The following is a 24,165-nucleotide window of genomic DNA, read 5'->3' as shown; positions in this document are numbered from 1 at the left end:
GGCTTGTTGTCAGCGATAACGATCACTGTGGAGACGGCCGCCTTAAGGAGCCGATAACCCTGAACCGAGGGCTGTCCCTAATCGATCACCTTCAGCAACTGCTCCGTCAGCGGCGGTTCACCCGGAACCAGCACGTCGACGACCCGCCATGACTGGCCCTCTTTCAGCAGCTTCAGGGTCTGGGTTCGCGTCTCGCCCAGATTGGTGAACACCACGACCGCCTCGGCCGTCGCCGCGCCGGTCTCCGTCACCACCACCGAGTCGAGCGTCAGTCCGTCGCTGTCCTGACAGCCGCAGATCGGGTCGTGGTTCAGATAGGGCACCTCGCCGTCCGCCTTGCGGAAGTCGGCCCCGATCATCGCGTTCAGTGTCCGCCCGTAGATCGGGTCCCGCCCCGGCGGCAGCGGCTCCAGCCCACCGCCGTCCGCGGCATAGACGGCATACAGGGACCGCACGAACGATTCGGGGCCGTCCAGCGCCGCGGCATAGATGGCCGGTCGCCCCGGCGGCAGGGCCGCGACGACCTCAGCCGCCGGCTGGATATGGGTCGGCTCATGGTCGGAACAGGCCGCCAGGCCCGCAATGGCGGCAAAGGCTGCGAGGGCAAGCGGTACGGCCGGATACGGAACACGCATGCGAAATCTCCCTGTTACCCCAGTATCCCGTCGCCATCCTCCCATGGCAAGGCTTACACCGGCTATGGCGCAGCCCCCCGCCCCTCTGCTAGACCGGCCTGACCATGACCGTCCGCGTCCTTCGCCCGATTTCGATTAGCCACCCGGCGTAAGACCTCCGAAGACGGGGGTCGAGGCTTCGGCCTCGCATACGCCGGGATCGAACCTCACGCGTCAGACGGCCAGCCGGCCGGCGGCGCGCCCGAATGACCTGCGAACGATCACCCTGAACACGCCGAGACACCCCATGGCCGACGCCAAAACTCCCGAGTCCCCCACCGGCCGCGACTATCGCGAAACGGTCTTCCTGCCCGAGACGCCCTTCCCCATGCGCGGTGGCCTGCCGCAGAAGGAACCGCTGATCCTCGAACAATGGGGTGACCTGTACGCCACCCTGCGTACCGCCCGTCAGGCCCAGAAGGCTCCGCTGTACGTGCTGCACGACGGCCCGCCCTATGCCAACGGCGACATCCACATCGGCCATGCCCTGAACAAGACGCTGAAGGACTTCGTCGTCCGCAGCCGCTTCCTGCTGGGCTATGACGTCGACTACGTGCCCGGCTGGGACTGCCACGGCCTGCCGATCGAATGGAAGATCGAGGAACGCTTCCGCAGCCAGGGCAAGCGCAAGGACGAGGTCTCCAAGGCCGACTTCCGCGCTGCGTGCCGCGAATACGCCACCGGCTGGATCGACGTGCAGCGCGACCAGTTCAAACGCCTCGGCATTACCGCCGACTGGGACAACCGCTACGCCACGATGGATTTTGCCACCGAGGCCGCCATCGTCCGCGAGTTCCACAAGTTCAAGAATTCGGGCCAGCTGTACCGCGGCTCCAAGCCGGTCATGTGGTCGCCGGTCGAGCGCACCGCCCTGGCCGACGCCGAGATCGAATACCACGACCACACCAGCCCCACGATCTGGGTCAAATTCCCCGTCACCGGTGTGACGGACCACCATCCCGACGACCTGCTCAGCTTCCGTCATGCCAATCCGTCGATCGTCATCTGGACCACCACCCCGTGGACCATCCCGGCCAACCGCGCCCTCAGCTACGGTCCCGACATCAGCTACGGCCTGTATGAGGTCACGGCCATGGAGACCGGGCTGGAGTTCGAACCCTGGGCCAAGCCCGGTGACCGGCTGATCCTCGGCGACAAGCTGGCCGAAGAGGTCTTCAAGGCCGCGAAGATCGCGACCTGGACGCGGCTGGACACGATCGACCCCTCGGGTCTGGAATGCGCCCACCCGCTGGCGGCCCTGTCGTCCGGCTATGGCTTCTCCGTGCCCCTGCTCGCCGGCGACCACGTCACCGACGACGCCGGCACCGGCTTCGTTCATACCGCGCCCGGCCACGGGGCCGACGACTTCGAGGTGTGGAAGGCCCACGGCCATCACGAGGTACCGGACACGGTCGACGCCGAGGGGGCCTACTACCCCTCCGTCCCCCTGTTCGCCGGACTCAAGGTGCTGGAGACCGAAGGCAAGAAGACCGGCAAGTTCGGTCCGGCCAATCCGGCGGTGATGGAGAAGCTGATCGAGGCGGGCAATCTGCTGGCGCGCGGCCGGATGGAGCATTCCTACCCGCACAGCTGGCGCTCCAAGGCTCCGATCATCTTCCGCAACACGCCGCAGTGGTTCATCTCCATGGATGAAGCCCTGAAGGACGGCGACACCCTGCGCGACAAGGCCCTGACCGCCATCGACGCCACCGCCTTCCATCCGGTCTCGGGCAAGAACCGTATCCGCTCGATGGTCGAGGGCCGCCCCGACTGGCTGATCAGCCGCCAGCGCGCCTGGGGCACGCCGCTGGCCATGTTCGTCGACAAGGAAACCGGCCAGCCCCTGCATGACGCCGAGGTTGATGCCCGCATCCTGACCGCCATCACCGAGGGCGGGGCCGACGCCTGGTTCGATCGCCCCGACGCCGACTTCCTCGGCCAGCACGATCCGAAACGCTATGAGAAAATCGGCGACATCCTCGATGTCTGGTTCGACTCCGGCTGCACCCACGCCTTCACGCTCGAGCCACGGGTCCCGGCCCTGGGCTATGTCGGCGACCGTCCGTCGCACTGGCCCGCCGATCTCTATCTCGAAGGCTCGGACCAACACCGCGGCTGGTTCCAGTCCAACCTGCTCGAAGGCTGCGGCACCCGCGGTCGCGCCCCCTATGAGGCCGTGCTGACCCACGGCTTCACCCAGGACGAGAACGGGGAGAAGATGTCCAAGTCCAAGGGCAACACCACCGACCCGGCCGTGATCATCAAGGAGTCAGGGGCCGACATCCTGCGTCTGTGGGTCGCCCTGGTCGACTATGCCGAGGACCAGCGGATCGGCAAACAGATCCTGCAGACGACGGTCGACGCCTATCGCAAGCTGCGCAACACCGTCCGCTACCTGCTGGGGGCGCTGGCCGATTTCGACGAGGCCGAACGCCTGCCGCTGGACCAGATGCCGCCGCTGGAGAAATTCATCCTGCACCGCCTGTGGGAACTGGATGGCCAGGTACGCGATGCCTATGCCGACTACCGCTTCCAGGACGTGGTCCGCCCGGTGCTGGAGTTCTGCTCCAACGACCTGTCGGCCCTGTATTTCGACATCCGCAAGGACGCCCTCTACTGCGACCGCCCCGACTCGATCCGTCGCCGCGCGGCCCGCACCGTCATGCATGAGGTGTTCATGCGCCTGACTGCCTGGCTGGCCCCCCTGACCCCCTTCACCATGGAAGAGGCCTGGACCACCCGCTACCCGGAGGCGGGCACCAACTGCCTGCGCGTCATCCCCGAGACCCCGTCCGCGTGGAAGAACGCCGCAGAGGCCCGACGCTGGGAGGCGGTCGAGACCGTGCTGGAGGTCGTCAACGAGGCGCTGGAAGAGTCGCGCCGCGCCAAGACCATCGGCGGGGCGCTGGACGCCTGGCCCGTGGTTACCGGCCCGGCCGCCGCCTTCGCCGCCTTCGAGGGGCTGGATCCGGCCGAGGTGTTCCGCACCTCGGGGGCGGAACTGGTTCCCGGTGGCGACGCCGTGACGGTCGAGGTCAAGCTGGCCGAGCACCCGAAATGCGCCCGCTCCTGGCGCCGGGTGCCCGACGTCGGTTCCGATCCCGCCTTCCCCGAGCTCAGCGCCCGGGACGCCGATGCCGTGCGCTGGTGGGACGCCGCGCGGGCCGGCTAAATCCCTCCCCCCGGAGGGAGGGGGGCGGGAACAATCCTCAGAACACGCCACAGCGCAGGACCCTTCGCCGCACCCCACAGGACACGCAACAATCCTGCGGGTTTTCAGGGTCTTGATGCACGACCTTCCCGCCTTGACCTTCGCCCCCCTCGCCTATAGGTTCCGCGCCGAATTCAGACCCGTACCGACCCCGTCGGAACGCTGAGTAAAACAACCCATGTCCCTGCCCAAGGAATCGCGCGAAGAGGCGATCAAACGCCTTAACGACAGCGCCTCGGCTCTTGAAGCGCGAACCGCGCGACCGGAGCATTCGGCGGCGGGACATGCCGCGGCCAGTCAGGCGTGGCGTATCCTCGCCGACCTGTTCGGCGGCGTGTTCGTGGGTGTGGCGGCGGGTTTCCTCGTGGACCGGTTCTTCGGAACCGCCCCCGTGGGCATTATCGGCGGCGTCCTTCTGGGCTTCGCCGTTTCGATCTGGATGGCGCGCCTGACGGCGAATCGCCTGATGGCGCAAGCAAAACTGGAAGGCGAGCCACCCTCGGTTCCCTTCGACGAAGACGAAGAAGACTAAGGACCCGATGGCCGATCCGATTCATCAGTTCCAGATCCAGCCCCTGCCCGGCCTGGATTTCGGTGAAGTCACCCTGCCGCTCGTCGGCACGGTGCATCTGGCCGTGACCAATTCCCACCTGGCCATGACCGTGGCCTTCGGCCTTGTGATCCTGTTCCTGTCGCTGGTGACCGCCAAGGCGCAGGTTGTACCCGGCCGGATGCAGGCCGCGGGCGAGGCCCTGTTCGGCATGATCGATGATCTGGCCGAATCGATTATCGGCCCTGAGGGCAAGTCGCTCTTCCCCTTCATCTTCACCATCTTCACCTTCATTCTGGCGATGAACGTACTGGGCCTGTTCCTCAGCTTCACCGCCACATCGCAGCTGGCCGTGACCGCCACCTTCGCCCTGCTGACCATCGGCCTGGTGCTGATCATCGGCTTCGCCAAACACGGCCTCGGCTTCTTCAAGCTGTTCGTGCCGTCGGGCGTGCCGTGGCCGGTGCTGTTCCTGGTCGTGCCGATTGAGTTCGTCTCCTTCCTGCTGCGCCCGATCACCCTCGCCCTTCGTCTGTTCGGCAACATGCTGGGCGGTCACGTGGCGCTGAAGGTCTTCGCCGGCTTCATCATCGCCCTGGGCGGACTGGCGGCCTCGGGCGGCCTCGGCTATCTCGGCATTCCGGGTGCAGCCCTGTCGCTCGGCATGGTCGTCGGCCTGACCGCGCTGGAGTTCCTCGTGGCCTTCCTTCAGGCCTTCGTTTTCGCTGTTCTGACCTGCGTCTATCTCAATGACGTGGTCAATCTGGGTCACGGCCACTAGGCCAAAGCCTGTCTTTCCCCCCACCAACCAAGACCAACCAGGATTAGAGATTATGGAAGTAGAAGCAGCCAAGGCCATCGGCGCAGGCCTCGCGACCCTCGGCATGATCGGTGCCGGCATCGGCGTCGGAAACATCTTCGGCAACTTCCTCTCGGGTGCCCTGCGCAATCCGTCGGCTGCCGGCAGCCAGATCGGCAACCTGTTCGTGGGCGCCGCCCTCGCCGAAGCCCTGGGCATTCTCGCCTTCGTGCTCGGCATCCTGATCTTCTACGGCTGATTCCGTTCCGGCGACGGCGTGGCCCCTGCGGGCCGCGCCGTCGCGCCTGATTTCAAGACAGACGATCCATGGCCCCTGCACCCAATACTGTTCTTCATTCCGAGGTCCCGACCCCGCTTGACGTGGCGGATACCCATGCCTCGACCGAAGCCCTGCACACGGTTGAAGGCGGCGGCCTGCCCCAGTTCGAGTTCCAGCACTGGTTCGGCCAGATTGTCTGGCTGGTCATCCTGTTCCTCGCCCTCTACCTGCTGATTTCCCGGGTCTTCGCCCCGCGTCTGCGCGGCGTCATCGACCAGCGCGCCGCGACCATCGCCACGGCGGTGGAAACCGCCCGTCAGGTTCAGACCGAAGCGGCCGCCCAGGCTGAGGTCGCCAAGGCCGAAGTGGCCGAGGCCCGCGCCACCTCCCGTTCCATGGCCTCCGCTGCCAAGACCCGCGTCGCTGATGAAGCCGCCCGACGCGGTGCCGCCGAGGAAGCCGTCGTCAACGCCCGGATCGCCGAGGCCGAGACCGCTATCGGCAAGACCCGCGATGCGGCCATGACCAATGTCACCACCATCGCGGCCGACACGGCCGCCGCCATCGTCGAACGCCTGACCGGCACCAAGGCCGGTGCCGGCGAGGTCGCCGCGGCCGTCAAGGGAGCCGCCTGACATGAACATGTTCTTTGCCTGGGCCGAATTCTGGAACTTCCAGAACCCCGAACTGTGGGTCGGCGTCGGCCTGATTCTGTTCTTCGCCATCCTGGTCGCCGCCGGTGTGCCCAAGTTGATCGCCGGCCATCTGGACGCCACGGCCACCAAGATCCAGAACGAGCTGGACGAGGCGACCCGCCTGCGCACCGAGGCCGAGGCCCTGCTGAAGCAGATCCGGGCCGAAAAGGCCGAGGCCGAGGTTCAGGCCGGCCAGATGCTGGCCGCCGCCGAGGCCGATGCCCGCATCATGGAGACCGAGGCCAAGGCCAAGCTGGAAGAAAGTCTGACGCGTCGTCAGGCCCTCGCCGAGCAACGCATCGCCCAAGCCGAGGCCCAGGCCACGGCCGAGGTCAAGGCCGCTGCCGCCGACCTGGCGGCCCGCGCCGCCGAACAGATCCTCGCCGCCCGTCTGGCCGGTCAGACCAAGGACCCGCTGGTCGATGCCGCCATCGCCCAGATCGGCAACCGCCTGAACTAGACCGCGTCAAGCTTCGAGCCAACATCCAGGCCCCGCCGGGCAACCGGCGGGGCCTTCGTCGTTTCAGTGCGCCGTGGCACCGTCGATCGCCGTGTGGGCGTGCCGCTCTCGAGCGAGCATCCGGGCATAGACATTGCCCAGGACCACCCCGAACACCGCATGGGTCAGCAGCATCCAGCCGACGACACCAAAGCCGGTCGGGCCGGTGAAGGTGCGCGGATCCCCGATCATGATGATGACCAGCATCAACAGGACCCAGGAGCCCACCGCGAAGGCGATCCCCTTGGTTTCGGGCGTCGAGGTGGGCAGCCGGCTGTACAGAATCCCGAACAGGGGTCCCAGAATCACCGTGCCTGTCAGCAGATGCACCGCCCAGCCCACGGACAGGTTGCCGTCCATGCCGATCAGGTGCGCCAGCACCGCCGGAAACGGATCAAACCATTTGAGAAACAGTACATTGACCAGTTCGAGAACCGAGACCGCCAGCGTGGCCAACAGGCCGGCGATCATGCCTTTTTGTACGCGTGACATCATGACTTCTAGCGCCTCCCAACGCTGTGTTTCGCTGATTTCCGCACGGACAAGCATACGCCTGCAGGGCGTAACGCCGTTCACATTCACGTGCGCGGGGTCGGGAGGAGGCTAGCGGGTAACGCGACGGACCTGGCGGCGCGTGAATTTGCGCAACCGGGCCAGGATCCGGCGGCGGCGGCTCAACACCAGCCGCTCCGCTCGCAGCGCCTGTTGCCAGAACACCGGAGCGTACTCCGGATTCTTGCGCAGCAGGCGGCGGAACGGATAGACGAATTTGGGCCGCTTGCGCTGGGCCCGGATGAACTGGCGCTTGGCCCAGTAGGAATTCTTCAGGACCAGGGCCAGGCCCAGCATCGACACCGGCACGCCCAGCGGGCCCGGCAGCGGCGCGATCGCGATCCCGGCCAGGAACAGGCCCGCACCGGCCGCCATCTGACCCCAGCGCACCGCCCGGTCAAACACGGGTGCCGACCGCCGGAAGCGGACATAAGGCTCGGAAAGGGACATGGCGAAGGTCACGATGGATCGGTCTCAAGCGGGGATACTGGCAACGCCCCGGATTGCTCCGGGTTCACCCTGACCGACGACGACTCGCCGACCGTGATGACCTTGCCACAACGACGTTTACAATCTGTTCCAAGGCCGAACCGTGGCGACCGGATGAACCTTCTGTAAGACACCGTCGACACCGACCGGCCCGTGGCCGATCCGCCACAGAACGGGCCGTTACCCGGGCTGTCAGACCGCCGCGCTGTTCGATCCCGGGGGCGCACTCCAGCGCAACTGGGGCGACCGGGCCGCCCGGGTCTCGTCCAGTCGCTTCAGCGGCGCGTGGAACGGGGCCCCCTTGAAGCGATCGACATCCCCGGCCCTGGCCGCCTCGGCCAGCGCCCGCATGGCATGGATGAAGCGATCCAGCTCCTGCTTGGACTCGGTCTCGGTCGGCTCGATCAGCATGGCCCCATGGACGACTAGCGGGAAATACATGGTCATCGGGTGGAAGCCCTCGTCGATCATCGCCTTGGCGAAATCGAGCGTGGTGACATCGGTGCCCTTCAGCCAGCGATCGTCGAACAGCGCCTCGTGCATGCACGGCCCTTCCGGGAACGCCACGCTCATCACGTCTGACAGTCGCGCCTTGATGTAGTTGGCGTTCAGCACCGCGTCCTCGGCCACTTGGCGCAGGCCGTCCGAGCCGTGGCTCATCATGTAGGACAGGGCCCGCACGAACATGCCCATCTGGCCGTGGAAGGCGCACAGCCGGCCGAAGGCCTGCTCCGCCTCGTCCTCGGCCCGCTCGACCAGTTTGAAGCCGTCGCCGTCGTTGACGACCCAGGGGGCCGGAGCGAACGGGGCCAGCGCCGCCGACAGCACCACCGGACCGGCACCCGGCCCGCCGCCGCCGTGCGGCGTCGAGAAGGTCTTGTGCAGGTTGATATGCATGGCGTCGACGCCAAGATCACCCGGGCGCACCCGACCGACGATGGCGTTGAAATTGGCCCCGTCACAATAGAAATAGGCCCCGGCCTCGTGCGTCAGCCGCGCGATCTCGATGATGTCGCGCTCGAACAGGCCGCAGGTATTGGGGTTGGTCACCATGATGGCGGCCACGTCCGGGCCCAACTTGGCGGCCAGATCGGCCACATCAACCCGGCCGTCATCGGTCTGGGCGACCTCGACCACCGTATAGCCGACGAAGGCGGCGGTGGCGGGGTTGGTGCCGTGAGCCGAGGTCGGCACCAGCACCTTGTTGCGCGGATGCTCGGAGCGCAGCCCCTGCCCCGCGGCCCGGTGGGCGGCGCGGATGGCCATCAGGCCGCACAGCTCGCCATGGGCCCCGGCCTTGGGCGACATGGCCACAGCCGGCATGCCGGTCAGGGTCGTCAGCCAGTGGGCCAGCTGGTCCATCAGATCCAGCGCCCCCTGAACGGTCGACACCGGCTGCAGCGGGTGGATATCGGCAAAGCCCGGCAGGCGGGCCATCTTCTCATTCAGGCGCGGATTATGCTTCATCGTGCACGAGCCCAGCGGATAGATGGCCAGGTCGATGGCGTGGTTCTTCTGCGACAGCCGCACATAGTGGCGCATCGTCTCGGGCTCGCTCAGCCCCGGCAGGCCGATCGGGTCCTTGCGCACCAGATCGCCCAGATCACTGCCATTGGTCTTCGGCTCGGCCAGGTCGACCCCGGTCTTGCCCCAGCCGTCGCGCTCAAAGATCAGCATTTCATTCTGCAGCAGGCCGCGGCCGCCGGTCAGGGTGGCGGGCTTAGTCTCGACGGTGTTCGGCGTGGTCGGGCGGCCGACGGTGTTCATGGTGCTCATGATCGGATCCCTCAGGCGGCCAGAACGCGCGTCAGCGCGGCGGCAAGGTTCTTGATATCGGCGGCGGTTGTCGTCTCGGTCGCGGCGACCAGCAGCACATCGTCCAGCCCCGCCTCGGGGGCCAGGCGGCTGTAGGGCACACCGGCCAGCACCCCCTGCCCGGCCAGGGTCTCGACCACGGCGGCGGCGGGCTTCGGCAGCTTGACCGCGAACTCGTTGAAGAAACGCCCGGTCAGCACCTCGACGCCCGGGATCGCGGCCAGGGCGTCGCGCGTGGCCACGGCCGTCTCATGGTTCAACAGGGCCAGACGGCGCAGGCCAGTCTCACCCAACAGGGTCATGTGAATGCTGAAGGCCAGGCAGCACAGCCCGGAATTGGTACAGATATTCGACGTCGCCTTGTCGCGGCGGATATGCTGTTCCCGCGTCGACAGGGTCAGGACGAAGCCCCGCTCGCCGTCGGCGTCGACGGTCTCGCCGGTCAGGCGCCCCGGCATCTGGCGGATCAGTTTTTCGCGGCAGGCGAACAGGCCGATATAGGGTCCGCCATAGTTCAGGGCATTGCCGATCGACTGGCCCTCGGCGGCGACGATGTCGGCCCCCATCTCGCCCGGCGACTTCAGCAGGCCCATCGACACGGCCTCGGTCACCACCACGATCAGCAGGGCGCCGGCTGCGTGGGCGGCCTCCGCGATCTTCGTCACATCGGTGGCCGTGCCGAACACGTTGGGCGTCTGGACCACGACACAGGCGGTGTCCGGTCCGATCTGGTCGATCACCGCGGCCTCGGCGTCGACCGCCGCGGTCAGCACCTGGGTCTCGACGCCGACCGCGTGAACCACGGTCTCGGTCGCCTCGACATAGTGGGGGTGCACGCCGCCCGAGATCACCGCCTTGTTGCGGCGTGTCACCCGGGTGGCCATCAGCACGCCCTCGGCCATCGCCGTCGAGCCGTCATAGAGACTGGCGTTGGCCACCTCCATCCCGGTCAGATTGGCGACCTGGGTCTGGAACTCATACAGATACTGCAGCGTCCCCTGGGCGATTTCCGGCTGGTAAGGCGTGTAGCTGGTCAGGAATTCCGAGCGCTGGATCACATGGTCGACCGTGGCCGGCACATGGTGGCGATAGGCCCCGGCCCCGCAGAAGAACGGCACCGACCCCGCCGCAACATTCTTGCTCGCCAGCGCCGACAGCGCCCGCTCGACCTCCATCTCCCCGGCCACGCGCGGCAGGTCGACGAAGCCGTCGCGCTGCGCCGATTTCGGCACATCCACGAACAGGTCATCGATCGATTTCACGCCGATCGCCGCCAGCATGGCGGTCCGGTCGTCAGAGGTCAGGGGCAGGTAGCGCATCGGTGTCTCCGAGCCCTTCTCCCATTGGGAGAAGGGTTGGGATGAGGGGTTACGGTGGCGAAGGGTGGCGGCTCGCGGACGAACCGTAACCCCTCACCCTGCCCTCTCCCGACGGGAGAGGGTTCTTGAAAATTCAGAGCGTGGCCAGAAACGCGTCATAGGCGGCGCGGTCCATCAGGGCGTCGATCTGGCTCGCATCCGACACCTTGATCTTCGCAAACCAGCCCTCGCCTTCGGGATCGGCATTGACGGTCTCGGGGGCAGAGGCCAGGGCGGCGTTGCCCTCGACCACTTCGCCCGACACCGGGGCATAGACATCGGATGCCGCCTTGACGCTCTCGACGACGGCGAAGCTGTCGCCCTTCGTCAGGGCCTTGCCGGCGTCCGGCGTTTCAACGAACACCACATCGCCCAGGGCGTCAGCGGCGTGCTTCGAAATGCCGACCGTGGCGACGTCGCCCTCGAGGCGAACCCACTCGTGATCCTTGGTAAAGCGCATGGTGATGGTCCTAGACTTTGGGTTTGCGATAATAGCGGGCGGCGACGAAAGGCGTGGCGACGACCTCGGCGGCGGCGGGCTTGCCGCGCACCAGAACCTTCAGCTCCGTACCCAGTTCGGCGAAGGCGGGCGGCACATAGCCCATGGCGATATTGCGCCCCAGGGTCGGCGACGGTCCACCCGAAGTGACCGCGCCGATGACGGTGCCGTCCATGTCGGCGATCTCGGCCCCCTCGCGGGCCGGAGCCCCCTCCTTGACACTCAGGCCCACGCGAACGCGGCTCGGACCCTCGGCCAGTTCCTTGAGGATGCGGTCGGCCCCGTTGAAGTCGGCCCGCTCCTTGCGGCTCTTGGACAGGGCGAAGGTCAGCGCCGCCTCGACCGGGCTGGTGGAGGCGTCGATGTCATGACCATGCAGCGGCAGACCGGCTTCCAGCCGCAGGCTGTCGCGCGCCCCCAGGCCGATCGGCTTGACCCGGGCGTCCTCCAGCAGTGTGTTCCAGATCCGCTCGGCGTCGGCGTTGGGTACTGAAATCTCGAAACCGTCCTCGCCGGTGTAGCCCGAACGCGAGATGAAACAGTCGACCCCGAACAGCATCAACCGGGCGCAGTCCATGAAGCCGAACTCGGCCAGCACCGGCTCGTGCTTGATCATGACCTCGGCCGCCTCCGGTCCCTGGATGGCGATCAGGGCCCGGTCGTCCAGCACCTTCAGGGTCGCGTCCCCGGTCAGCTGCGGCTTCACAAAGGCGACGTCGGCGTCCTTGTTGCCCGCGTTGAAGACGATAAACAGGCCATCGTGATCGGGCCGTCCGGCCATCAGATCATCAAGGATGCCGCCCTCGGCGTTCAGCAGCAGCGAATATTTCTGCCGCCCCGCCTTCAGGATCGCATAGTCGCCGGGCACGAAGCGCTCGAACTGGGCCACGGCGTCCGCCCCGGTCAGCTTGCACTGGCCCATGTGCGACACGTCGAACAGGCCGGCGTGTTCGCGGGTCCAGCGGTGCTCAGCCAGCACGCCTTCATATTGCACCGGCATGTCATAGCCGCTGAAGCCGACCATGCGCGCGCCCAGGGCCCGATGGGCGGCGTTCAGGGCCGTGGTCTTGAGGGTCTGGTCGGTCATCTTCGGTCTTTCAGAGTCGCGTGTTAAAAGCGGAAAGCTCCGCCGTCCTCGCGCCCCCGCTGTCCTGAAGCCTGAGAGATTCCGGCACCGTCAGGGGCATCCGCCCCATTCGTCACCTTGCTCCGTCGGCGCGCCCCGGGAATGAATTCCTGAGCGGCTTTCCAGCGTCCGAATGTCCTCGCGGTCCGTTTGCCTGAGCGTTTCCGGGGCGGTTGCGCCTTCGGCCCCGACGATCCCGAAGGGCCGCCGATCTCTCCCGCGAGAGCGAGCGACCCTTTCCCCGACTCCGCCTGCGAGTCAAGCGAGACGGGGTCCGAAAACACGCCAATCCGGGCCTTCAGCGGCCCGGACGACCACCGGAATTCAGCAGATCACGGTCAATCCTGCGGCCGCGTCGCCGCATTGACCCCGGCCCGGTCCCATACCCCCGGCAGGGCCGCGTCCGGCACGTCAAAGGTCGCGTACTCATAGCCCGTGCCGGACATATACCGCACGATGAACGGACCCTGATAGTTCAGCCAGTCGCCGTAACCGTAGATCCGGTAGGGCAGGGACAGCGGCAAATCTTCCTGTGCCGGCAGGATGATCGAATTGGAGATTGCCAGCGGCGGCCCGTAGGCCCGGACATCGACCATACCCGGCCGCACACAGCGCTGCGCAGCTTCACCTTCAGCGGTCTCGATCCGGCAGGGATCAAACGTGATCATCGCCCGGAACGGTTCCGGCACTGGCTGATCCGGGAATTCCGACAGATCGCGACTACAGGTCCCCGCCCCGTCATTGGCCGCGATCACCGCGTCGAGATAGACGGCCTGCCCGTCATGGGCGCGGGCGAACTCAAGCAGATCGCCCATCCGGTCCAACTCGGTCCCGGTCGCCTCGGCCCCCTCGTCATGGCACCCCAACCGCACAGATACCGCCGGCAAAGGCTCCTGCGACTGCGCGGGCTGGGACAGCCCCGACAGTCCGATACTCAGCGCAGCCAGCGCCGCCCATTGCTGTCTCATCCTGTCCTCCAGCGGGATCGCAACCCGATCATGCGAAATTCGACGACGGCCATCAGTGCTCCTGCCGGGTGGCGTCGGCCCGGGCCTGTTTCCGGATGTCCGCATTGACCCGGGCCCGCTCCCACACCCCCGGCACGGCCGCATCCGGCACATGGAAGGTGGCATAGGCGTAGCCCGTGCCGTCGTAGAAATGGACGATGAACGGTCCCTGATAGTTCAACCAGTCACCATAGCCCCGAATGCGGTACGGCAGGGTCTCCGGAATGTCAGCCTGCGCCGGCAGGACAATCGAGTTGGACCACACCATCGGAGGACCGATTGCCTTGACGTGGACCATGCCAGGCCGCCAGCAATGGCGGCCCTCCTCGTGACGGCGTGGTGCGACGCGGCACGGATCGACGGTGATCCGGGCACGCCCCTCATCCGGTCCGGGTTGATCCGGAAATTCAGACAGGTCGCGGCTACAGGCTCCGGCCCCCGCATCGGCCTGGATCACCGCGTCCAGATAGACCGGCTCACCGTCATGGGCCTCGGCGAATTCCAGCAGGGCAACGATTCTCTCGGCCTCGACCGCGGTTTTTTCTGCACTGTCGTCGAAACAATGGAGCCGGAACGTTGCCGCCGGCAGGGGATCCTGCGCCCGCGCGGGCCGGGACAGGCCCGGCAGGACCAGGGCCATGGCGACCAGCCCGACCGTCAACTTTCGTCCCATCCCGACCTCCTTTGGGCCCACGCCAGCCGAACTGTCCCAGCATTCCCGCGCCGACACGACCTGTGAAAACTCACATCTAGACCGCTGCAGGGTTCAGGCCGACCCTGAGCCGATGTTGCGCTCAGATCAGATCAAACCGGACGGCCTTCGCGGTCGCCTCGGCCAGGGTCCGGGCCTTCAGCTTGCGGCGCGCATTGACCGAATGCATGTCGACCGTGCGTTTCGATATCCCCATCCGGTGGGCGATGCGGTCCGGTCTCAGCCCCTGGGCGAAACGCGCCAGCACATCGGCCTCGCGGCTGGTCAAGTCTTCCTCGATCCCGGCGTGACGACGCTCCAGGGCCGGCCGCAGATAGGGAAACATGGCGAAGGAGGCGATCAGCAACTCGTTGCGACGGCCGTTGATCCGCTCCAGCACGGCCTCTCGCCCTCTTCGCTGGCAGCCGAACGTCGCACCAAACCAGCTCTGCTCACCGCCGGTCACGCCCTGCCCCAAGAACGACAGGGCATCACCCAGACCGGCGTCGGCCACCCCGCGCAACACCTGACCGGTCCGGGCGCTGACCTCCGGTTGGTCCGCCGTCGCCTGGCCCCAGGCCGTGGTCAGCAACGGGCGATCGGGGCACAGGCCACCCATTTGATGCACGACATAGTCGTGACTGAGGTGATCGAGGGCGTAATATTCCTCCATCCACGCGTCGGGCAACGAAGTCTGGATTTCGACGGTCTGGTCGACGTCAGGATCGCCGATCGCCATCCCCAGCACGAAATGATCCAGACCGCACGAGCGGACAAATTCCGCATAGGCGGCCAGAATCACATCGTTTCTGCCTTGAGCGCCGGCCATGGCCCCCAGCAGACGCTCCAGTTCAGGCGTCATTTCGCAATCTCCCGCCGCAACCCTGCGACCTTCGATGCAGCCCCGGATTGAACCTAATGACCGGCAACAACAATTGGCAACCCTCGGGCAGGCTTTTACATCACATCGTTCTACCGATGATCGCCCTGTCCGCCCTGCTGATCGGCTTGGCCATTGTGTCGCCTGCGCGGGCTCAGTCGCTCGGCCCGGGTGACTATGAAATCTGTTCGGTCGACGACCGTAACGGCCGGTTTCGCGGCTACGATCAGGTCTGTCTGGAGTCGCGCCGCGCCGAACTCCGCCATCTGCGGCAGCTGGCTCGACGCGATCTCAACGACCCCTACAGCGACTACGGTCCCTACTATTGTCCCGCCACCGCGAACCAGGGGCGGGGCTGGAGCGTCGGCGGCCTCAACAGCTACGGCCCCACCACGCCCGGCAGCGGCTATGCGACCATGGACTGGCCCGTCAACGGACGCCTCTGCGTGCCCCGCCCGGTCGGCTACCTCAGCTGGGGCTATGACTGACGGACCCGAAATATCACCGGTCTTTACCCGTGCGGCGCGCCCGTCCTACGATCCCGGGACCACAGAAGGAGCCGTCACCATGGCCACGATCTCCGCTTGGGGCTGCCATTCCAGCCGTCTGGGCCTGTTCGCTCTCGCCATTGCGCTCGCCGGTACCGGAATCGCCGTGGCCCGGGAGGGCCCCGCCCCCGCTGCGCCCCTCCCGATCATCGGCCATCACCAGCCAGGCCCCGACGCGACCGCTGCCGTTGCCCGGATCCGCAGCCTGTACGAAACCGACATGGTGATCGACGAGGCCGATCCCGCCAGTGCCAACGCCTGGTTCAGCCCCGGTCTGGCCGCGGACATGATCCGTCTGTACAGCCGCCCGGGCAGCTACGGCATCGGTTTCGGCTATCTGGTCGACGGTCAGGACTCTGAGCTGTCCGCGATCACCTATGCCTTTCAGAACGCCGGAACCGACGGTCATCCCGCCGTGAGGGTGCGCTTCACCAATTTCGGCGAACCGATCGATCTGGAGTTCATGCTCGGCGACGGCGGATGCATCGCCAACATCCGCTCGCGCGCGCCTGACGGCACCGAAAAGTGGAACCTGCACGACACCGTCATCGACGCCCTGCGGGACCCGGGACCGTGATTCGTCTCGCCCTCTTCGTCCTGATCCTCAGCCTGACGGCCTGCGACCGGCACTCGGGACCCGACTTCACCCCGGTGGAGCCGCCGACGCCGTCCGGTGACGTTGTCCACGTCCGGCCGTACGGCGATGCCGAGCGGGTTGAGGTGGTGGTCGGCCAGACCCTGGCGCTGGAGATGCAGTCTCATTTCGAATGGCGCGAGGCCGCCGCCCCGACCCTGCTGCACCGCGACGACATCCTGTGGGGCCCCGCCGACCGGGCGGGGCGGGACCTGGCAACCAGCGGCAACACCAGCTGGCAGGTCTTCGTCTATCGCGCGATGAAGCCGGGTGAGGAAACCCTGACCCTGGTCGAGGCCCGGCCGTGGGAGCCCGATCACATCCTCGATCGCCATGTTCTGACGGTGCAGATCCTGGCCGATGGCGAACCGCCCGGCAGATAACAGGCGCGTTCAGAACAGGTTCACGCGCAGGAGCCCAGGTTGGCGGCAGGTCAAAAGGAGTACCGACCATGAAGAACCGCCACTTTCTCGCCGTTGCCGCCGCCGTCGCCCTGACGATTCCGGCGACCACCGCCGCCGCTCAAAGCTGGCCGGAAATTCTCGGTGCCGTCGTTCAGGCGCAAACCAGCAGCAGCTACAACCAGTACGGCAACCAGTACGGCAACGACCGCTACGGCGACTATCGTGGCCGCGTTTCGCAGCGCCAGGCCATCCAGATCGCCCAGCGTCAGGGCGTTCGCGTTCAGTCGGTGAACCAGCGCGGCAACAGATATGATCTGGTCGGGCGCGACAACTACGGGCAGCGCGTGAGCCTCAGGGTCGATGCCCGCACCGGACAGATCTCGCGCTTCGACCGTCAACGGGACAACCGCAACAACGACCGCTGGGACCGCGACGATCGCAGTCACCGCGACCACGATCGACGCGACAATCGCCGCGACAATCGCCGCGATCATGACGACTGATACGGACTGAAATCCAACGATCAGACCGCCGCGGGGCCCAGGCTCCGCGGCGGTTTTCGTGTCAGCGGGCGGCGTAGGCGTCGATCTCGGCGATGTGCCCCGCCTTCTCGGCCTCGGTCAGGAAGGCCCCCTCGAAACTGTTGCGGGCCATGGCCGTGATCTGGTCCCGGGTCAGGCCCACCGCCTCGGCCAGACGGCGATAGTTGTCGTTCACATAGCCGCCGAAATAGGCCGGATCATCCGAGTTCAGCGTCACATGCAGGCCCTGACGCAGCATCTCGGGCACCGGGTGGTCCTTCAGGTCGTCAACCACGCACAGTTTCAGGTTCGACAGCGGACAGACCGTCAGCGTCATCTGGCTGGCCTTCAGCCGCGCCACCAGACCCGCGTCCTCCAGCGAGCGATTGCCGTGATCCAGCCGATCGATGTGCAGCAGGTCCAACGCCTCGGCGACATAGGCCGGCGGCCCCTCCTCGCCTGCATGGGCCACCCGCTTCAGACCCAGCGTCCCCGCCACGTCGAACACGCGCTGGAATTTCGACGGCGGATGCCCGACCTCGGACGAATCCAGCCCGACCCCGGCGATCCGGTCCAGCCACGGCTCGGCCGCCTTCAGCGTGGCGAAGGCCGCGTCCTCGTCCAGATGGCGCAGGAAACACAGGATCAGCTTCGAGGTGACGCCCAGCTCGCTCTCGGCCCGGCGCATTCCGTCCAGCAGCCCCTCGATCACCGTCTCCATGGCCACGCCGCGGTCGGTGTGGGTCTGCGGATCGAAGAAGATCTCGGCATGGCGGACGTTGTCGGCCGCCGCGCGCTGGAAATAGGCGAAGGCCAGGTCTTCGAAGTCCTTGCGGTGCAGCAGCACCGCCGCCCCCGCATAATAGATGTCGAGGAAGTCCTGCAGGTTGGAGAAGTCATAGGCAGCCCGCACAGCCTCGACGCTGTCATACGGAATCGCCACCCCGTTGCGCCGCGCCAGCTCGAACATCAGCTCAGGCTCGAGACTGCCCTCGATATGCAGATGCAGTTCGGCCTTGGGCAGACCGGCGATATAGGCGTCGAGCGACATGGGAAATCTCCTCAGAGAATGCGGTAAAAGATCCAGGCGGTCATCGCCAGATTGAAGGTGGCGTGGGCGACGATGGCCCCGAGTATCGACCCCGTGACCCGCCGGGCCCACGAAAAGGCCAGACCTGTCACAAACAGTCCGGTGACCCACCACACCGCCGGCCCGGGGAGCAGGGTCCAACCCGTCGCGCGCCAGACCAGACCGAAATGGGCCAGATGCACGAGGGCGAAGGCACCGGCATCCACGACCGCCGCCCGTCCCTCGCCCAGCCGACGCGCAAAGCTCTCATGAACCAGTCCCCGATAGAACAGCTCCTCGCCGATCGGACTGAAGCTCATGCCAATCGCCGCAAACACCAGGAACAGGATTAACCGCGTCTGCTCATCCATCGCCGGCGGCAGGCCGGAATAGGTCCCGGCGATATAGACAAAGGCATTGTTGTCCCCGGCCCCGAACAGCACACCGGCACTGGCGATCAACAGGCCACAGCACAGGGCCCCCGCCATCAGGGCAGCGATCAGCCCGGACGGTCGGGCGGGACGCGTCATGCCGATGCGTCGACGCCCATCCCGGGTCAGCAGCAGCAACGGGGTCAGCGCCATCACGACGAAGACGATCGAGACGAGGGCATAGCTCCTGGTGACATTGGCCTGCATCACCAGGCCAAACCGGACAGCGCTGAACAGAACGAGCAGAATCAGACCTGTCCGGACATCCATCCGCAACCACGATGCGAACAGGCGTCGAAATTCCGGCGGCGTGGAGGTTGGCCTCGTGCTCATGGTCCGGAGCTTTGCCGCTTGCAACGCTCAGCGCTACCCCTGATCGGAACTACGCCCGTTAGGGGACACAGTTCCCGCACAGTTTCCACTGTCAGGCAGGTCGGCGGGCGCAGTGCGCAGGGCGGTCAGGACACCCGCCGTCAGACGGCGGTGCGTGGCTATCAGAGTCTGGGGAGAGGTGCGCAGGTCGTTCTGCAGCCACAGGCGCAACTGGCCGACAAAGGCTCCGGCCAGATAGGCGGCAGCCTGTCTTCGCTCCTCGGACGGCAGGTGGGGCGTCAGGCCTTCCAGATTGGTGTCAGCGATACGACGCAGGCGGCGCTCGCCCGCGATCAGCATGACCTCCATGGCGCGCGATCGGCCCGCCTGGCGGGCAAAGGAATTGTTGCCGGCAACGTGCTGAACCACATGGGTCACCGGCAAGACCTCGCCCGTCAGACCCTCGCGCCTGGCCGCCTCGTCGCACAGGGCAATCATGTTCTCGAACGACCGGCCGAGGAAGTCGTCACGATCCACATAGTGGGCGTAGAAGGTGGAGCGACCCACGCCTGCCGTCCGCACCAGGTCACCGACGCGAATGTCGTCCAGGTCGCAGGTCTGGCCCAGCCGGATCAAGGCGTGCGCCAGCCGGCCGCGCGTGCGCGCCACCCGCTGGTCAGTTCCGCTGCGCCGTAAGCTGTTTCCGGACATCGCCCCGTTCCAAGTCCCGCAACGGCTGATCGCCGTGACGCGGCTCTGGTTTTCGCGCCGATGCCGGGCGACCACAAGGGCGGATCCATAGCGGAGAGAAGACATGCATGACCAAACCCGGGCCGGATCGGCGGCCCTGATCATCGGCTGGATCGGATACATCGCGCTGATGGCCGTGCATCCGACGCGGTTCGGCGGTCCGGCTCTGGGCCACATCAGTCTCAACGACGCCGTGCACTGGACGGCGCTCGGCCTGATGCCCTTCCTGGCGTACGGCTATGTCAGCATGGCCCAAACCCTGGGACTGGCGCGGCCGTTGCCGATGCTGGGTCTGATGTTCATGCTGTTCAGCCTGTTCGCGGGGCTGGTCGCCGGGGTGATCAACGGCCTGGCCGCGGTCGAGGTTTTCGAAGCTGCGGCCCGGCCCGGTGCCGAATCCTTCGAGACGCTGAAACACGGCTTCTGGTGGCTGAATCAGGCGTTCGCGGCGATCCACTACGCCTTTGCGGCGATCGCGACCGGCCTGTTCGGCCTGGCCTGGACACAGCAATCCGGGCGGCGTGGACTGGGAGCCGCCGGAGTGATGATCAGTGCGGGCTTCCTGGCCTGGCTGGCGACCGGCCTGTGGCGGCCGGACGTTCACGGGGCGTTGTTCGTCGTACTGCCCATCGGGGCGTGGACGGTGACAGCCGCTTTCGCCCTGCGTAAATACGAGGCCGGGTAAGCCTTACATCCGCTCGGGCGTGTCGATTCCCAGCAGGCCCAGCGTCAGTTCCAGCTGGTCCAGCGCCGCCTGCGACTGGGCGATACGCGAGCCCCGGCTGGCGGCGTCCGGGGCCACCAGCACCGGGCAGACCGCATAGAATTTCGAGAACGCCTGCGCCAGTCGATAGGCGTGCTCGGCCAGCAGATGCGGTGCCCGCTTGTCATAGGCGTCGCTGACCGCCTGGTCGAAGGCGTCCAGAGTCAGGGCCAGGTCACGCTCGGCCGGCTCGGCCACGACGATGGCCGCCGGGGTCGCCCCTTGGTCGGCCGCCTTGCGCAGCAGGGATTTGATTCGCACCGCCTGATACAGCAGATACGGCCCGGTCTTGCCCTCGAAGCTCATGAAGCGGTCGAGGTCGAAGACGTAGCTGGTGGTGCGGCTGTTCGACAGGTCGGCGAATTTCAGCGCCGCGATCGCCACCTTGTGGGCGATGGCCTCGAACTCTTCCGCCGGCAGATCGGCCCCCAGACCGGACTCCTGCAACCGGGCGCGGGCCTTGTCGGTGGCCATGGTGATCAGGTCGTGCAGCTTCAGCACCCCGCCGGCGCGGGTCTTGAACGGCTTGCCGTCGGGCCCATTCATCGTGCCGAAGCCCAGATGCTCCAGCGACCCGGGGGTGGCGTAGCCGGCCAGAACGGCGGCGCGGAACACCTGTTCGAAATGCTCGGCCTGCCGTTCGTCGACGACATACAGGATCAGCTCGGGATCAATGGCTTTGCGCCGGTCGACGATGGTGGCCAGATCGGTCGTCCCGTACATGGCCGAGCCGTCGCGCGAGATCACCAGCAGCGGCGGCGGGCTCGGGGCCTCCATCACACTGCCGTCGGCCAGCTTGCGTTTGCGGGTCTCTCCGGGCCGGGCCACGTGAACCACCCGGGCCCCGTCGTCCTCGACCAGCAGCCCCCGGGCCTCAAGATCGGCGATCATCCCGGCCATCACCGGATCGGCGTCGCTCTCGCCGTTCCACAGGTCGAAGGTCACGCCCAGGGCTCCGAACTCTCGCTCCAGCGCGGTGCGGCTGACGGCGACGAAATGGGCCCACAGCGCGCGATAGCCGGGACGGCCGGCCTGCAGCTCGGCCGTCGCCTTGCGGGCGCGGTCGCGGAATTCAATATCGTCCTTGGCCCGGGTCGCCGCGGCCGGATACAGCCGTTCCAGATCCTCCAGCGTCACCGGTGCCTCGCCCGGGAACGGCCCGTCACCCCCGGCGATAAAGGCGTCCGCGCCGCCCTCATCACCGACGGCGACGATCAGCAGCCCCATCTGGAAGCCCCAGTCGCCGAAATGGGCGTCGCCCCAGACGGTGTCGCCGCGGAAACGGAACAACCGCTTCAGGCTCTCACCGATGATCGAACTGCGCAGATGGCCGACGTGCATCGGCTTGGCCACATTGGGCCCGGCATAGTCGATGATCACCCGGCGCGGCGTCGCCACCGCGGCGGCTCCGGCCCGCTCGGCGTCAGTGGCCACCGTGGCGGCGCGCTCGGCCAGGGCGGCGTCGGTCAGTTTGAAATTGATGAAGCCCGGCCCCGCCACCTCGACCAGTGACAGGCGCGGATCGGCCTGCAGCCGTTCGGCCACCCGTCCGGCCAGCTCGCGCGGATTGGCCTTCAGCGCCTTGGCGGCGGTCAGGGCCCCGTTGGACTGGAAATCGGCCAGGTCAGGCCGGTCGGAGACGGTCACCCGCGCCAGCGCCGCGTCCACGCCTTCGGCGGCGAAGGCGGCCGCGACCGCTTCGCCCAGGGACGATTTCAGATCGGTCATTGCGGGTCGGCGGCCTCGGCCAGCGACTGTCCGGCGTTGATGCGGAACCGACTGCCGGTGCGGTTGAACTCGGCCATCTCCTGCGTCACATCGAAGCCGATCAGGATTTCGAAATTATCGCCGCTGGTCGTCACCTCGGCGCGCGGAATGACGATCGTCTGTTCCTCGGTGGCCGACGCCGTCTCACCGCCGCGGAAATCCACCGGCAGGTCGAAATACTGTTTGGCCAGAATCGCCCGGTTCCGCTCGGTCACGGCGATCCAGTAGCGATAGGTGTGGCTGCCGGCCGTGGCCATCGGGCCGCGCCCCAGGTTGAACAGCATGTTCACCTGCACGGTGATCGGATCGTCACCCCGATAGGAGCAGTCCGCCGCCAGTCCCTCGATCTCGCCGGTATAGCCGACATTGGCCGTGGCGGCGCGATTGTCGGTCAGTTCGACGTAGCGGGCGGCGTCATAGAGAATCTTCACATAGGGGCACGGGCCGGCGTTGGCGCGGCGGCTCAACGGCGCGATGCGCGGGGTCGTTGCCGTGATCGGCGTGTCGCTGGCCTGACCGGTCTGACCTTGTCCTTGTCCCTGCCCCTGCCCCGGGACCTGGCCCGGTCGGCCGCCGGTGGGCAGGGGGCGGCTGGAGTTCTGGGCCATGGCCAAGGCGGGAAACAGGCTCGCCAGCACGACGGAAACAGCAAGGACGGGGAGGACGCGACGCATCAGGTTCAAATCCGGCAACCGAGGAGTAATGCGACGAGGACCGACGCGGTCCGGCACGCTGGTGTCTGATAGCGGCTAAAGCGAGGCGCGGCAAACGCCGCGGCTGGCCGGTCCGGGCCCCCGCGCGGCATCGCGACAGTGGCGGCGGGGCCGTCGAAGCCCTAGATTGCCGCCATGACGATCCACGCTCCCATTCCCCGGCCCGACCGCCGTCCCCTGACCATCCGCCTGGCGACGCCGCGCGGGTTCTGTGCCGGTGTCGACCGGGCCATCCAGATCGTCGAACGCGCGCTCGAAAAATACGGTGCGCCCGTCTATGTCCGGCACGAGATCGTCCACAATCGCCACGTCGTCGAACGGCTCAAGGCCATGGGGGCCGTGTTCGTGCGCGAACTCGACGAATGCCCGGACGACCGCCCCGTCGTCTTCTCGGCCCATGGCGTGCCCAAGTCGGTACCCGCCGGGGCCCGGGCCCGCGACCTGTTCTTCCTGGACGCCACCTGCCCGCTGGTCTCCAAGGTCCATGTCGAGGCGGAGCGTCATCATGCCGCCGGTCGCCATATCATCCTGATCGGCCACACCGGCCACCCCGAGGTCGTCGGTACCATGGGCCAGCTCCCGCCCGGGGCCATCAGTCTGGTCGAGACCGTTGCCGACGCCGAGGCCTTCCAGCGCCCCGGTGACGCCGCCCTCGCCTATGCCACCCAGACCACCCTGTCGGTCGACGACACGGCTGAGATCCTCGCCGTGCTCAAGCGCCGCTTCCCGGAACTGCCCGACCCGCACAAGGAAGACATCTGCTACGCCACCACCAACCGCCAGGAGGCCGTCAAACGGCTCGGCGAGGGCTGCGATCTGGTGCTGGTGGTCGGCTCAAAGAACTCGTCCAACTCGGCCCGGCTGGTCGAGGTTGCCATCCGCGCCGGGGCCCGCGACGCCCGTCTGGTCGACGATGCCGGCCATGTCGACTGGAACTGGTTCGACGGTGTCTCCACCGTCGGCGTCACCGCCGGGGCCTCGGCCCCCGAACCCCTGATCGCCGCCCTGGTCGACGCCATCGCCGACCGCTTCGACGCCACGGTGGTCGAGGACGCCGGCGAGCGCGAAACCGTCACCTTCAAACTGCCGCGCGCCCTGACCGACTGACAGACTGACCGACTGAACGCC

Annotated in this window: 27 protein-coding genes and 2 riboswitches; of the genes, 12 read left to right on the top strand and 15 right to left on the bottom strand. The window is 66.9% G+C overall.

Annotated features, from left to right (window positions below; genetic code table 11):
• Nucleotides 1-77: 77 nt before the first annotated feature.
• Entirely contained in the window at nt 78-635 is a 558-nt protein-coding gene (locus tag AAC067_RS04970) for a DUF3828 domain-containing protein (RefSeq protein WP_339930182.1), read from the bottom strand.
• 286 nt (nt 636-921) lie between these two features.
• Between AAC067_RS04970 and ileS the strand changes: the two genes are divergently transcribed.
• From ileS to AAC067_RS04940, 6 genes are all read left to right on the top strand, one after another.
• A complete protein-coding gene (gene ileS, locus AAC067_RS04965; protein ID WP_339930180.1) occupies nt 922-3,846 on the top strand; it encodes an isoleucine--tRNA ligase in 2,925 nt (974 codons plus the stop codon).
• Nucleotides 3,847-4,063: 217 nt separating this feature from the next.
• On the top strand, nt 4,064-4,417 hold the full coding sequence (locus AAC067_RS04960; RefSeq protein ID WP_339930178.1) for an AtpZ/AtpI family protein: 354 nt from the start codon (nt 4,064-4,066) through the stop codon (nt 4,415-4,417).
• Between the two features lie 7 nt (nt 4,418-4,424).
• Complete coding sequence (locus AAC067_RS04955) at nt 4,425-5,216, top strand: F0F1 ATP synthase subunit A (RefSeq protein WP_339930176.1); 792 nt, start codon at nt 4,425-4,427, stop codon at nt 5,214-5,216.
• Between the two features lie 52 nt (nt 5,217-5,268).
• The gene (locus AAC067_RS04950; protein WP_339930174.1) at nt 5,269-5,493 is read left to right on the top strand and encodes a F0F1 ATP synthase subunit C; all 225 of its coding nucleotides are present in this window, start codon (nt 5,269-5,271) and stop codon (nt 5,491-5,493) included.
• Nucleotides 5,494-5,561: 68 nt separating this feature from the next.
• On the top strand, nt 5,562-6,149 hold the full coding sequence (locus AAC067_RS04945; protein ID WP_339930172.1) for a hypothetical protein: 588 nt from the start codon (nt 5,562-5,564) through the stop codon (nt 6,147-6,149).
• 1 nt (nt 6,150) lies between these two features.
• The gene (locus tag AAC067_RS04940) at nt 6,151-6,669 is read left to right on the top strand and encodes a F0F1 ATP synthase subunit B (RefSeq protein WP_339930170.1); all 519 of its coding nucleotides are present in this window, start codon (nt 6,151-6,153) and stop codon (nt 6,667-6,669) included.
• A gap of 63 nt (nt 6,670-6,732) precedes the next feature.
• Here AAC067_RS04940 and AAC067_RS04935 read toward each other — a convergent pair whose 3' ends face one another.
• The 9 genes from AAC067_RS04935 to AAC067_RS04895 all read right to left on the bottom strand — a co-directional run bounded on the left by AAC067_RS04935 (nt 6,733) and on the right by AAC067_RS04895 (nt 15,107).
• Nucleotides 6,733-7,203 (bottom strand): DUF6789 family protein, encoded by a 471-nt coding sequence (locus AAC067_RS04935; RefSeq protein WP_339930168.1) that lies wholly within the window; start codon nt 7,201-7,203, stop codon nt 6,733-6,735.
• A gap of 108 nt (nt 7,204-7,311) precedes the next feature.
• A complete protein-coding gene (locus AAC067_RS04930) occupies nt 7,312-7,722 on the bottom strand; it encodes a hypothetical protein (RefSeq protein ID WP_339930166.1) in 411 nt (136 codons plus the stop codon).
• Between the two features lie 219 nt (nt 7,723-7,941).
• Nucleotides 7,942-9,516, bottom strand: a complete 1,575-nt coding sequence (gene gcvPB, locus AAC067_RS04925; protein ID WP_339930889.1) for an aminomethyl-transferring glycine dehydrogenase subunit GcvPB — start codon at nt 9,514-9,516, stop codon at nt 7,942-7,944.
• Between the two features lie 20 nt (nt 9,517-9,536).
• Nucleotides 9,537-10,883 carry an aminomethyl-transferring glycine dehydrogenase subunit GcvPA gene (gene gcvPA / locus AAC067_RS04920; RefSeq protein ID WP_339930164.1) on the bottom strand — a complete coding sequence of 449 codons (1,347 nt, stop codon included), beginning with the start codon at nt 10,881-10,883 and terminating at the stop codon, nt 9,537-9,539.
• 133 nt (nt 10,884-11,016) lie between these two features.
• Nucleotides 11,017-11,382 (bottom strand): glycine cleavage system protein GcvH, encoded by a 366-nt coding sequence (gene gcvH / locus AAC067_RS04915; protein ID WP_339930162.1) that lies wholly within the window; start codon nt 11,380-11,382, stop codon nt 11,017-11,019.
• A gap of 10 nt (nt 11,383-11,392) precedes the next feature.
• Entirely contained in the window at nt 11,393-12,508 is a 1,116-nt protein-coding gene (gcvT, locus tag AAC067_RS04910) for a glycine cleavage system aminomethyltransferase GcvT (RefSeq protein ID WP_339930160.1), read from the bottom strand.
• A gap of 57 nt (nt 12,509-12,565) precedes the next feature.
• A riboswitch (glycine riboswitch) is annotated at nt 12,566-12,675 on the bottom strand.
• A 4-nt stretch (nt 12,676-12,679) separates the two neighbouring features.
• A riboswitch (glycine riboswitch) is annotated at nt 12,680-12,777 on the bottom strand.
• A 108-nt stretch (nt 12,778-12,885) separates the two neighbouring features.
• Nucleotides 12,886-13,515 carry a hypothetical protein gene (locus tag AAC067_RS04905; RefSeq protein ID WP_339930158.1) on the bottom strand — a complete coding sequence of 210 codons (630 nt, stop codon included), beginning with the start codon at nt 13,513-13,515 and terminating at the stop codon, nt 12,886-12,888.
• Nucleotides 13,516-13,567: 52 nt separating this feature from the next.
• Nucleotides 13,568-14,227, bottom strand: coding sequence for a hypothetical protein (locus AAC067_RS04900; protein ID WP_339930156.1), 660 nt, complete (start codon nt 14,225-14,227; stop codon nt 13,568-13,570).
• Nucleotides 14,228-14,348: 121 nt separating this feature from the next.
• Complete coding sequence (locus AAC067_RS04895) at nt 14,349-15,107, bottom strand: LuxR C-terminal-related transcriptional regulator (RefSeq protein ID WP_339930154.1); 759 nt, start codon at nt 15,105-15,107, stop codon at nt 14,349-14,351.
• 116 nt (nt 15,108-15,223) lie between these two features.
• On the opposite strand from AAC067_RS04895, the gene AAC067_RS04890 reads away from it, so the two are divergent.
• The 4 genes from AAC067_RS04890 to AAC067_RS04875 all read left to right on the top strand — a co-directional run bounded on the left by AAC067_RS04890 (nt 15,224) and on the right by AAC067_RS04875 (nt 17,214).
• Nucleotides 15,224-15,613: a hypothetical protein gene (locus AAC067_RS04890; RefSeq protein ID WP_339930152.1), complete on the top strand. Its 390-nt coding sequence runs from the start codon at nt 15,224-15,226 to the stop codon at nt 15,611-15,613.
• Between the two features lie 79 nt (nt 15,614-15,692).
• Entirely contained in the window at nt 15,693-16,250 is a 558-nt protein-coding gene (locus AAC067_RS04885; protein WP_339930150.1) for a hypothetical protein, read from the top strand.
• Nucleotides 16,247-16,690, top strand: a complete 444-nt coding sequence (locus AAC067_RS04880; RefSeq protein ID WP_339930148.1) for a protease inhibitor I42 family protein — start codon at nt 16,247-16,249, stop codon at nt 16,688-16,690. Before AAC067_RS04885 ends, AAC067_RS04880 begins: the two co-directional genes overlap by 4 nt.
• A 68-nt stretch (nt 16,691-16,758) precedes the next feature.
• A complete protein-coding gene (locus AAC067_RS04875) occupies nt 16,759-17,214 on the top strand; it encodes a hypothetical protein (protein ID WP_339930146.1) in 456 nt (151 codons plus the stop codon).
• A gap of 61 nt (nt 17,215-17,275) precedes the next feature.
• On the opposite strand, the gene AAC067_RS04870 is transcribed toward AAC067_RS04875, so the two are convergent.
• Genes AAC067_RS04870 through AAC067_RS04860 form a run of 3 tightly spaced genes read right to left on the bottom strand, consistent with a single transcriptional unit; the run spans nt 17,276 to nt 19,713 of the window.
• A complete protein-coding gene (locus tag AAC067_RS04870) occupies nt 17,276-18,283 on the bottom strand; it encodes an adenosine deaminase (protein WP_339930144.1) in 1,008 nt (335 codons plus the stop codon).
• Between the two features lie 11 nt (nt 18,284-18,294).
• Nucleotides 18,295-19,065, bottom strand: coding sequence for a type II CAAX endopeptidase family protein (locus AAC067_RS04865; RefSeq protein WP_339930142.1), 771 nt, complete (start codon nt 19,063-19,065; stop codon nt 18,295-18,297).
• A 33-nt stretch (nt 19,066-19,098) separates the two neighbouring features.
• Nucleotides 19,099-19,713, bottom strand: a complete 615-nt coding sequence (locus AAC067_RS04860; protein ID WP_339930140.1) for a TetR/AcrR family transcriptional regulator — start codon at nt 19,711-19,713, stop codon at nt 19,099-19,101.
• A gap of 145 nt (nt 19,714-19,858) precedes the next feature.
• On the opposite strand from AAC067_RS04860, the gene AAC067_RS04855 reads away from it, so the two are divergent.
• Nucleotides 19,859-20,479: a hypothetical protein gene (locus tag AAC067_RS04855; RefSeq protein ID WP_339930138.1), complete on the top strand. Its 621-nt coding sequence runs from the start codon at nt 19,859-19,861 to the stop codon at nt 20,477-20,479.
• A gap of 3 nt (nt 20,480-20,482) precedes the next feature.
• Here AAC067_RS04855 and argS read toward each other — a convergent pair whose 3' ends face one another.
• Both argS and AAC067_RS04845 read right to left on the bottom strand, forming a co-directional pair.
• Nucleotides 20,483-22,285 (bottom strand): arginine--tRNA ligase, encoded by a 1,803-nt coding sequence (argS, locus tag AAC067_RS04850; protein WP_339930136.1) that lies wholly within the window; start codon nt 22,283-22,285, stop codon nt 20,483-20,485.
• On the bottom strand, nt 22,282-22,998 hold the full coding sequence (locus AAC067_RS04845) for a Tat pathway signal sequence domain protein (RefSeq protein ID WP_339930134.1): 717 nt from the start codon (nt 22,996-22,998) through the stop codon (nt 22,282-22,284). The genes argS and AAC067_RS04845 overlap by 4 nt, the downstream gene beginning before the upstream one ends.
• Before the next feature lie 174 nt (nt 22,999-23,172).
• Here AAC067_RS04845 and ispH point away from each other — a divergent pair, with 174 nt between their 5' ends.
• The gene (gene ispH / locus AAC067_RS04840; RefSeq protein ID WP_339930132.1) at nt 23,173-24,144 is read left to right on the top strand and encodes a 4-hydroxy-3-methylbut-2-enyl diphosphate reductase; all 972 of its coding nucleotides are present in this window, start codon (nt 23,173-23,175) and stop codon (nt 24,142-24,144) included.
• Nucleotides 24,145-24,165: the final 21 nt, after the last annotated feature.

Origin of the sequence: uncultured Brevundimonas sp., assembly GCF_963977465.1 — a bacterium.
GTDB lineage: Bacteria > Pseudomonadota > Alphaproteobacteria > Caulobacterales > Caulobacteraceae > Brevundimonas.
Note: the sequence above shows the minus strand (reverse complement) of the source record. Positions and strands in the feature narration are given on the sequence as shown.

Coding starts and splice junctions, on each gene's coding strand:
- gcvPB (WP_339930889.1), bottom strand. CDS start 9,516: ATGAACACCGTCGGCCGCCCGACCACGCCGAACACCGTCGAGACTAAG.
- AAC067_RS04885 (WP_339930150.1), top strand. CDS start 15,693: ATGGCCACGATCTCCGCTTGGGGCTGCCATTCCAGCCGTCTGGGCCTG.
- AAC067_RS04945 (WP_339930172.1), top strand. CDS start 5,562: ATGGCCCCTGCACCCAATACTGTTCTTCATTCCGAGGTCCCGACCCCG.
- AAC067_RS04845 (WP_339930134.1), bottom strand. CDS start 22,998: ATGCGTCGCGTCCTCCCCGTCCTTGCTGTTTCCGTCGTGCTGGCGAGC.
- AAC067_RS04865 (WP_339930142.1), bottom strand. CDS start 19,065: ATGAGCACGAGGCCAACCTCCACGCCGCCGGAATTTCGACGCCTGTTC.
- AAC067_RS04900 (WP_339930156.1), bottom strand. CDS start 14,227: ATGGGACGAAAGTTGACGGTCGGGCTGGTCGCCATGGCCCTGGTCCTG.
- AAC067_RS04960 (WP_339930178.1), top strand. CDS start 4,064: ATGTCCCTGCCCAAGGAATCGCGCGAAGAGGCGATCAAACGCCTTAAC.
- AAC067_RS04895 (WP_339930154.1), bottom strand. CDS start 15,107: ATGACGCCTGAACTGGAGCGTCTGCTGGGGGCCATGGCCGGCGCTCAA.
- AAC067_RS04970 (WP_339930182.1), bottom strand. CDS start 635: ATGCGTGTTCCGTATCCGGCCGTACCGCTTGCCCTCGCAGCCTTTGCC.
- gcvT (WP_339930160.1), bottom strand. CDS start 12,508: ATGACCGACCAGACCCTCAAGACCACGGCCCTGAACGCCGCCCATCGG.
- ileS (WP_339930180.1), top strand. CDS start 922: ATGGCCGACGCCAAAACTCCCGAGTCCCCCACCGGCCGCGACTATCGC.
- gcvPA (WP_339930164.1), bottom strand. CDS start 10,883: ATGCGCTACCTGCCCCTGACCTCTGACGACCGGACCGCCATGCTGGCG.
- argS (WP_339930136.1), bottom strand. CDS start 22,285: ATGACCGATCTGAAATCGTCCCTGGGCGAAGCGGTCGCGGCCGCCTTC.
- AAC067_RS04955 (WP_339930176.1), top strand. CDS start 4,425: ATGGCCGATCCGATTCATCAGTTCCAGATCCAGCCCCTGCCCGGCCTG.
- AAC067_RS04870 (WP_339930144.1), bottom strand. CDS start 18,283: ATGTCGCTCGACGCCTATATCGCCGGTCTGCCCAAGGCCGAACTGCAT.
- AAC067_RS04905 (WP_339930158.1), bottom strand. CDS start 13,515: ATGAGACAGCAATGGGCGGCGCTGGCTGCGCTGAGTATCGGACTGTCG.
- ispH (WP_339930132.1), top strand. CDS start 23,173: ATGACGATCCACGCTCCCATTCCCCGGCCCGACCGCCGTCCCCTGACC.
- AAC067_RS04935 (WP_339930168.1), bottom strand. CDS start 7,203: ATGATGTCACGCGTACAAAAAGGCATGATCGCCGGCCTGTTGGCCACG.
- AAC067_RS04890 (WP_339930152.1), top strand. CDS start 15,224: ATGATCGCCCTGTCCGCCCTGCTGATCGGCTTGGCCATTGTGTCGCCT.
- AAC067_RS04950 (WP_339930174.1), top strand. CDS start 5,269: ATGGAAGTAGAAGCAGCCAAGGCCATCGGCGCAGGCCTCGCGACCCTC.
- AAC067_RS04940 (WP_339930170.1), top strand. CDS start 6,151: ATGAACATGTTCTTTGCCTGGGCCGAATTCTGGAACTTCCAGAACCCC.
- AAC067_RS04875 (WP_339930146.1), top strand. CDS start 16,759: ATGAAGAACCGCCACTTTCTCGCCGTTGCCGCCGCCGTCGCCCTGACG.
- gcvH (WP_339930162.1), bottom strand. CDS start 11,382: ATGCGCTTTACCAAGGATCACGAGTGGGTTCGCCTCGAGGGCGACGTC.
- AAC067_RS04855 (WP_339930138.1), top strand. CDS start 19,859: ATGCATGACCAAACCCGGGCCGGATCGGCGGCCCTGATCATCGGCTGG.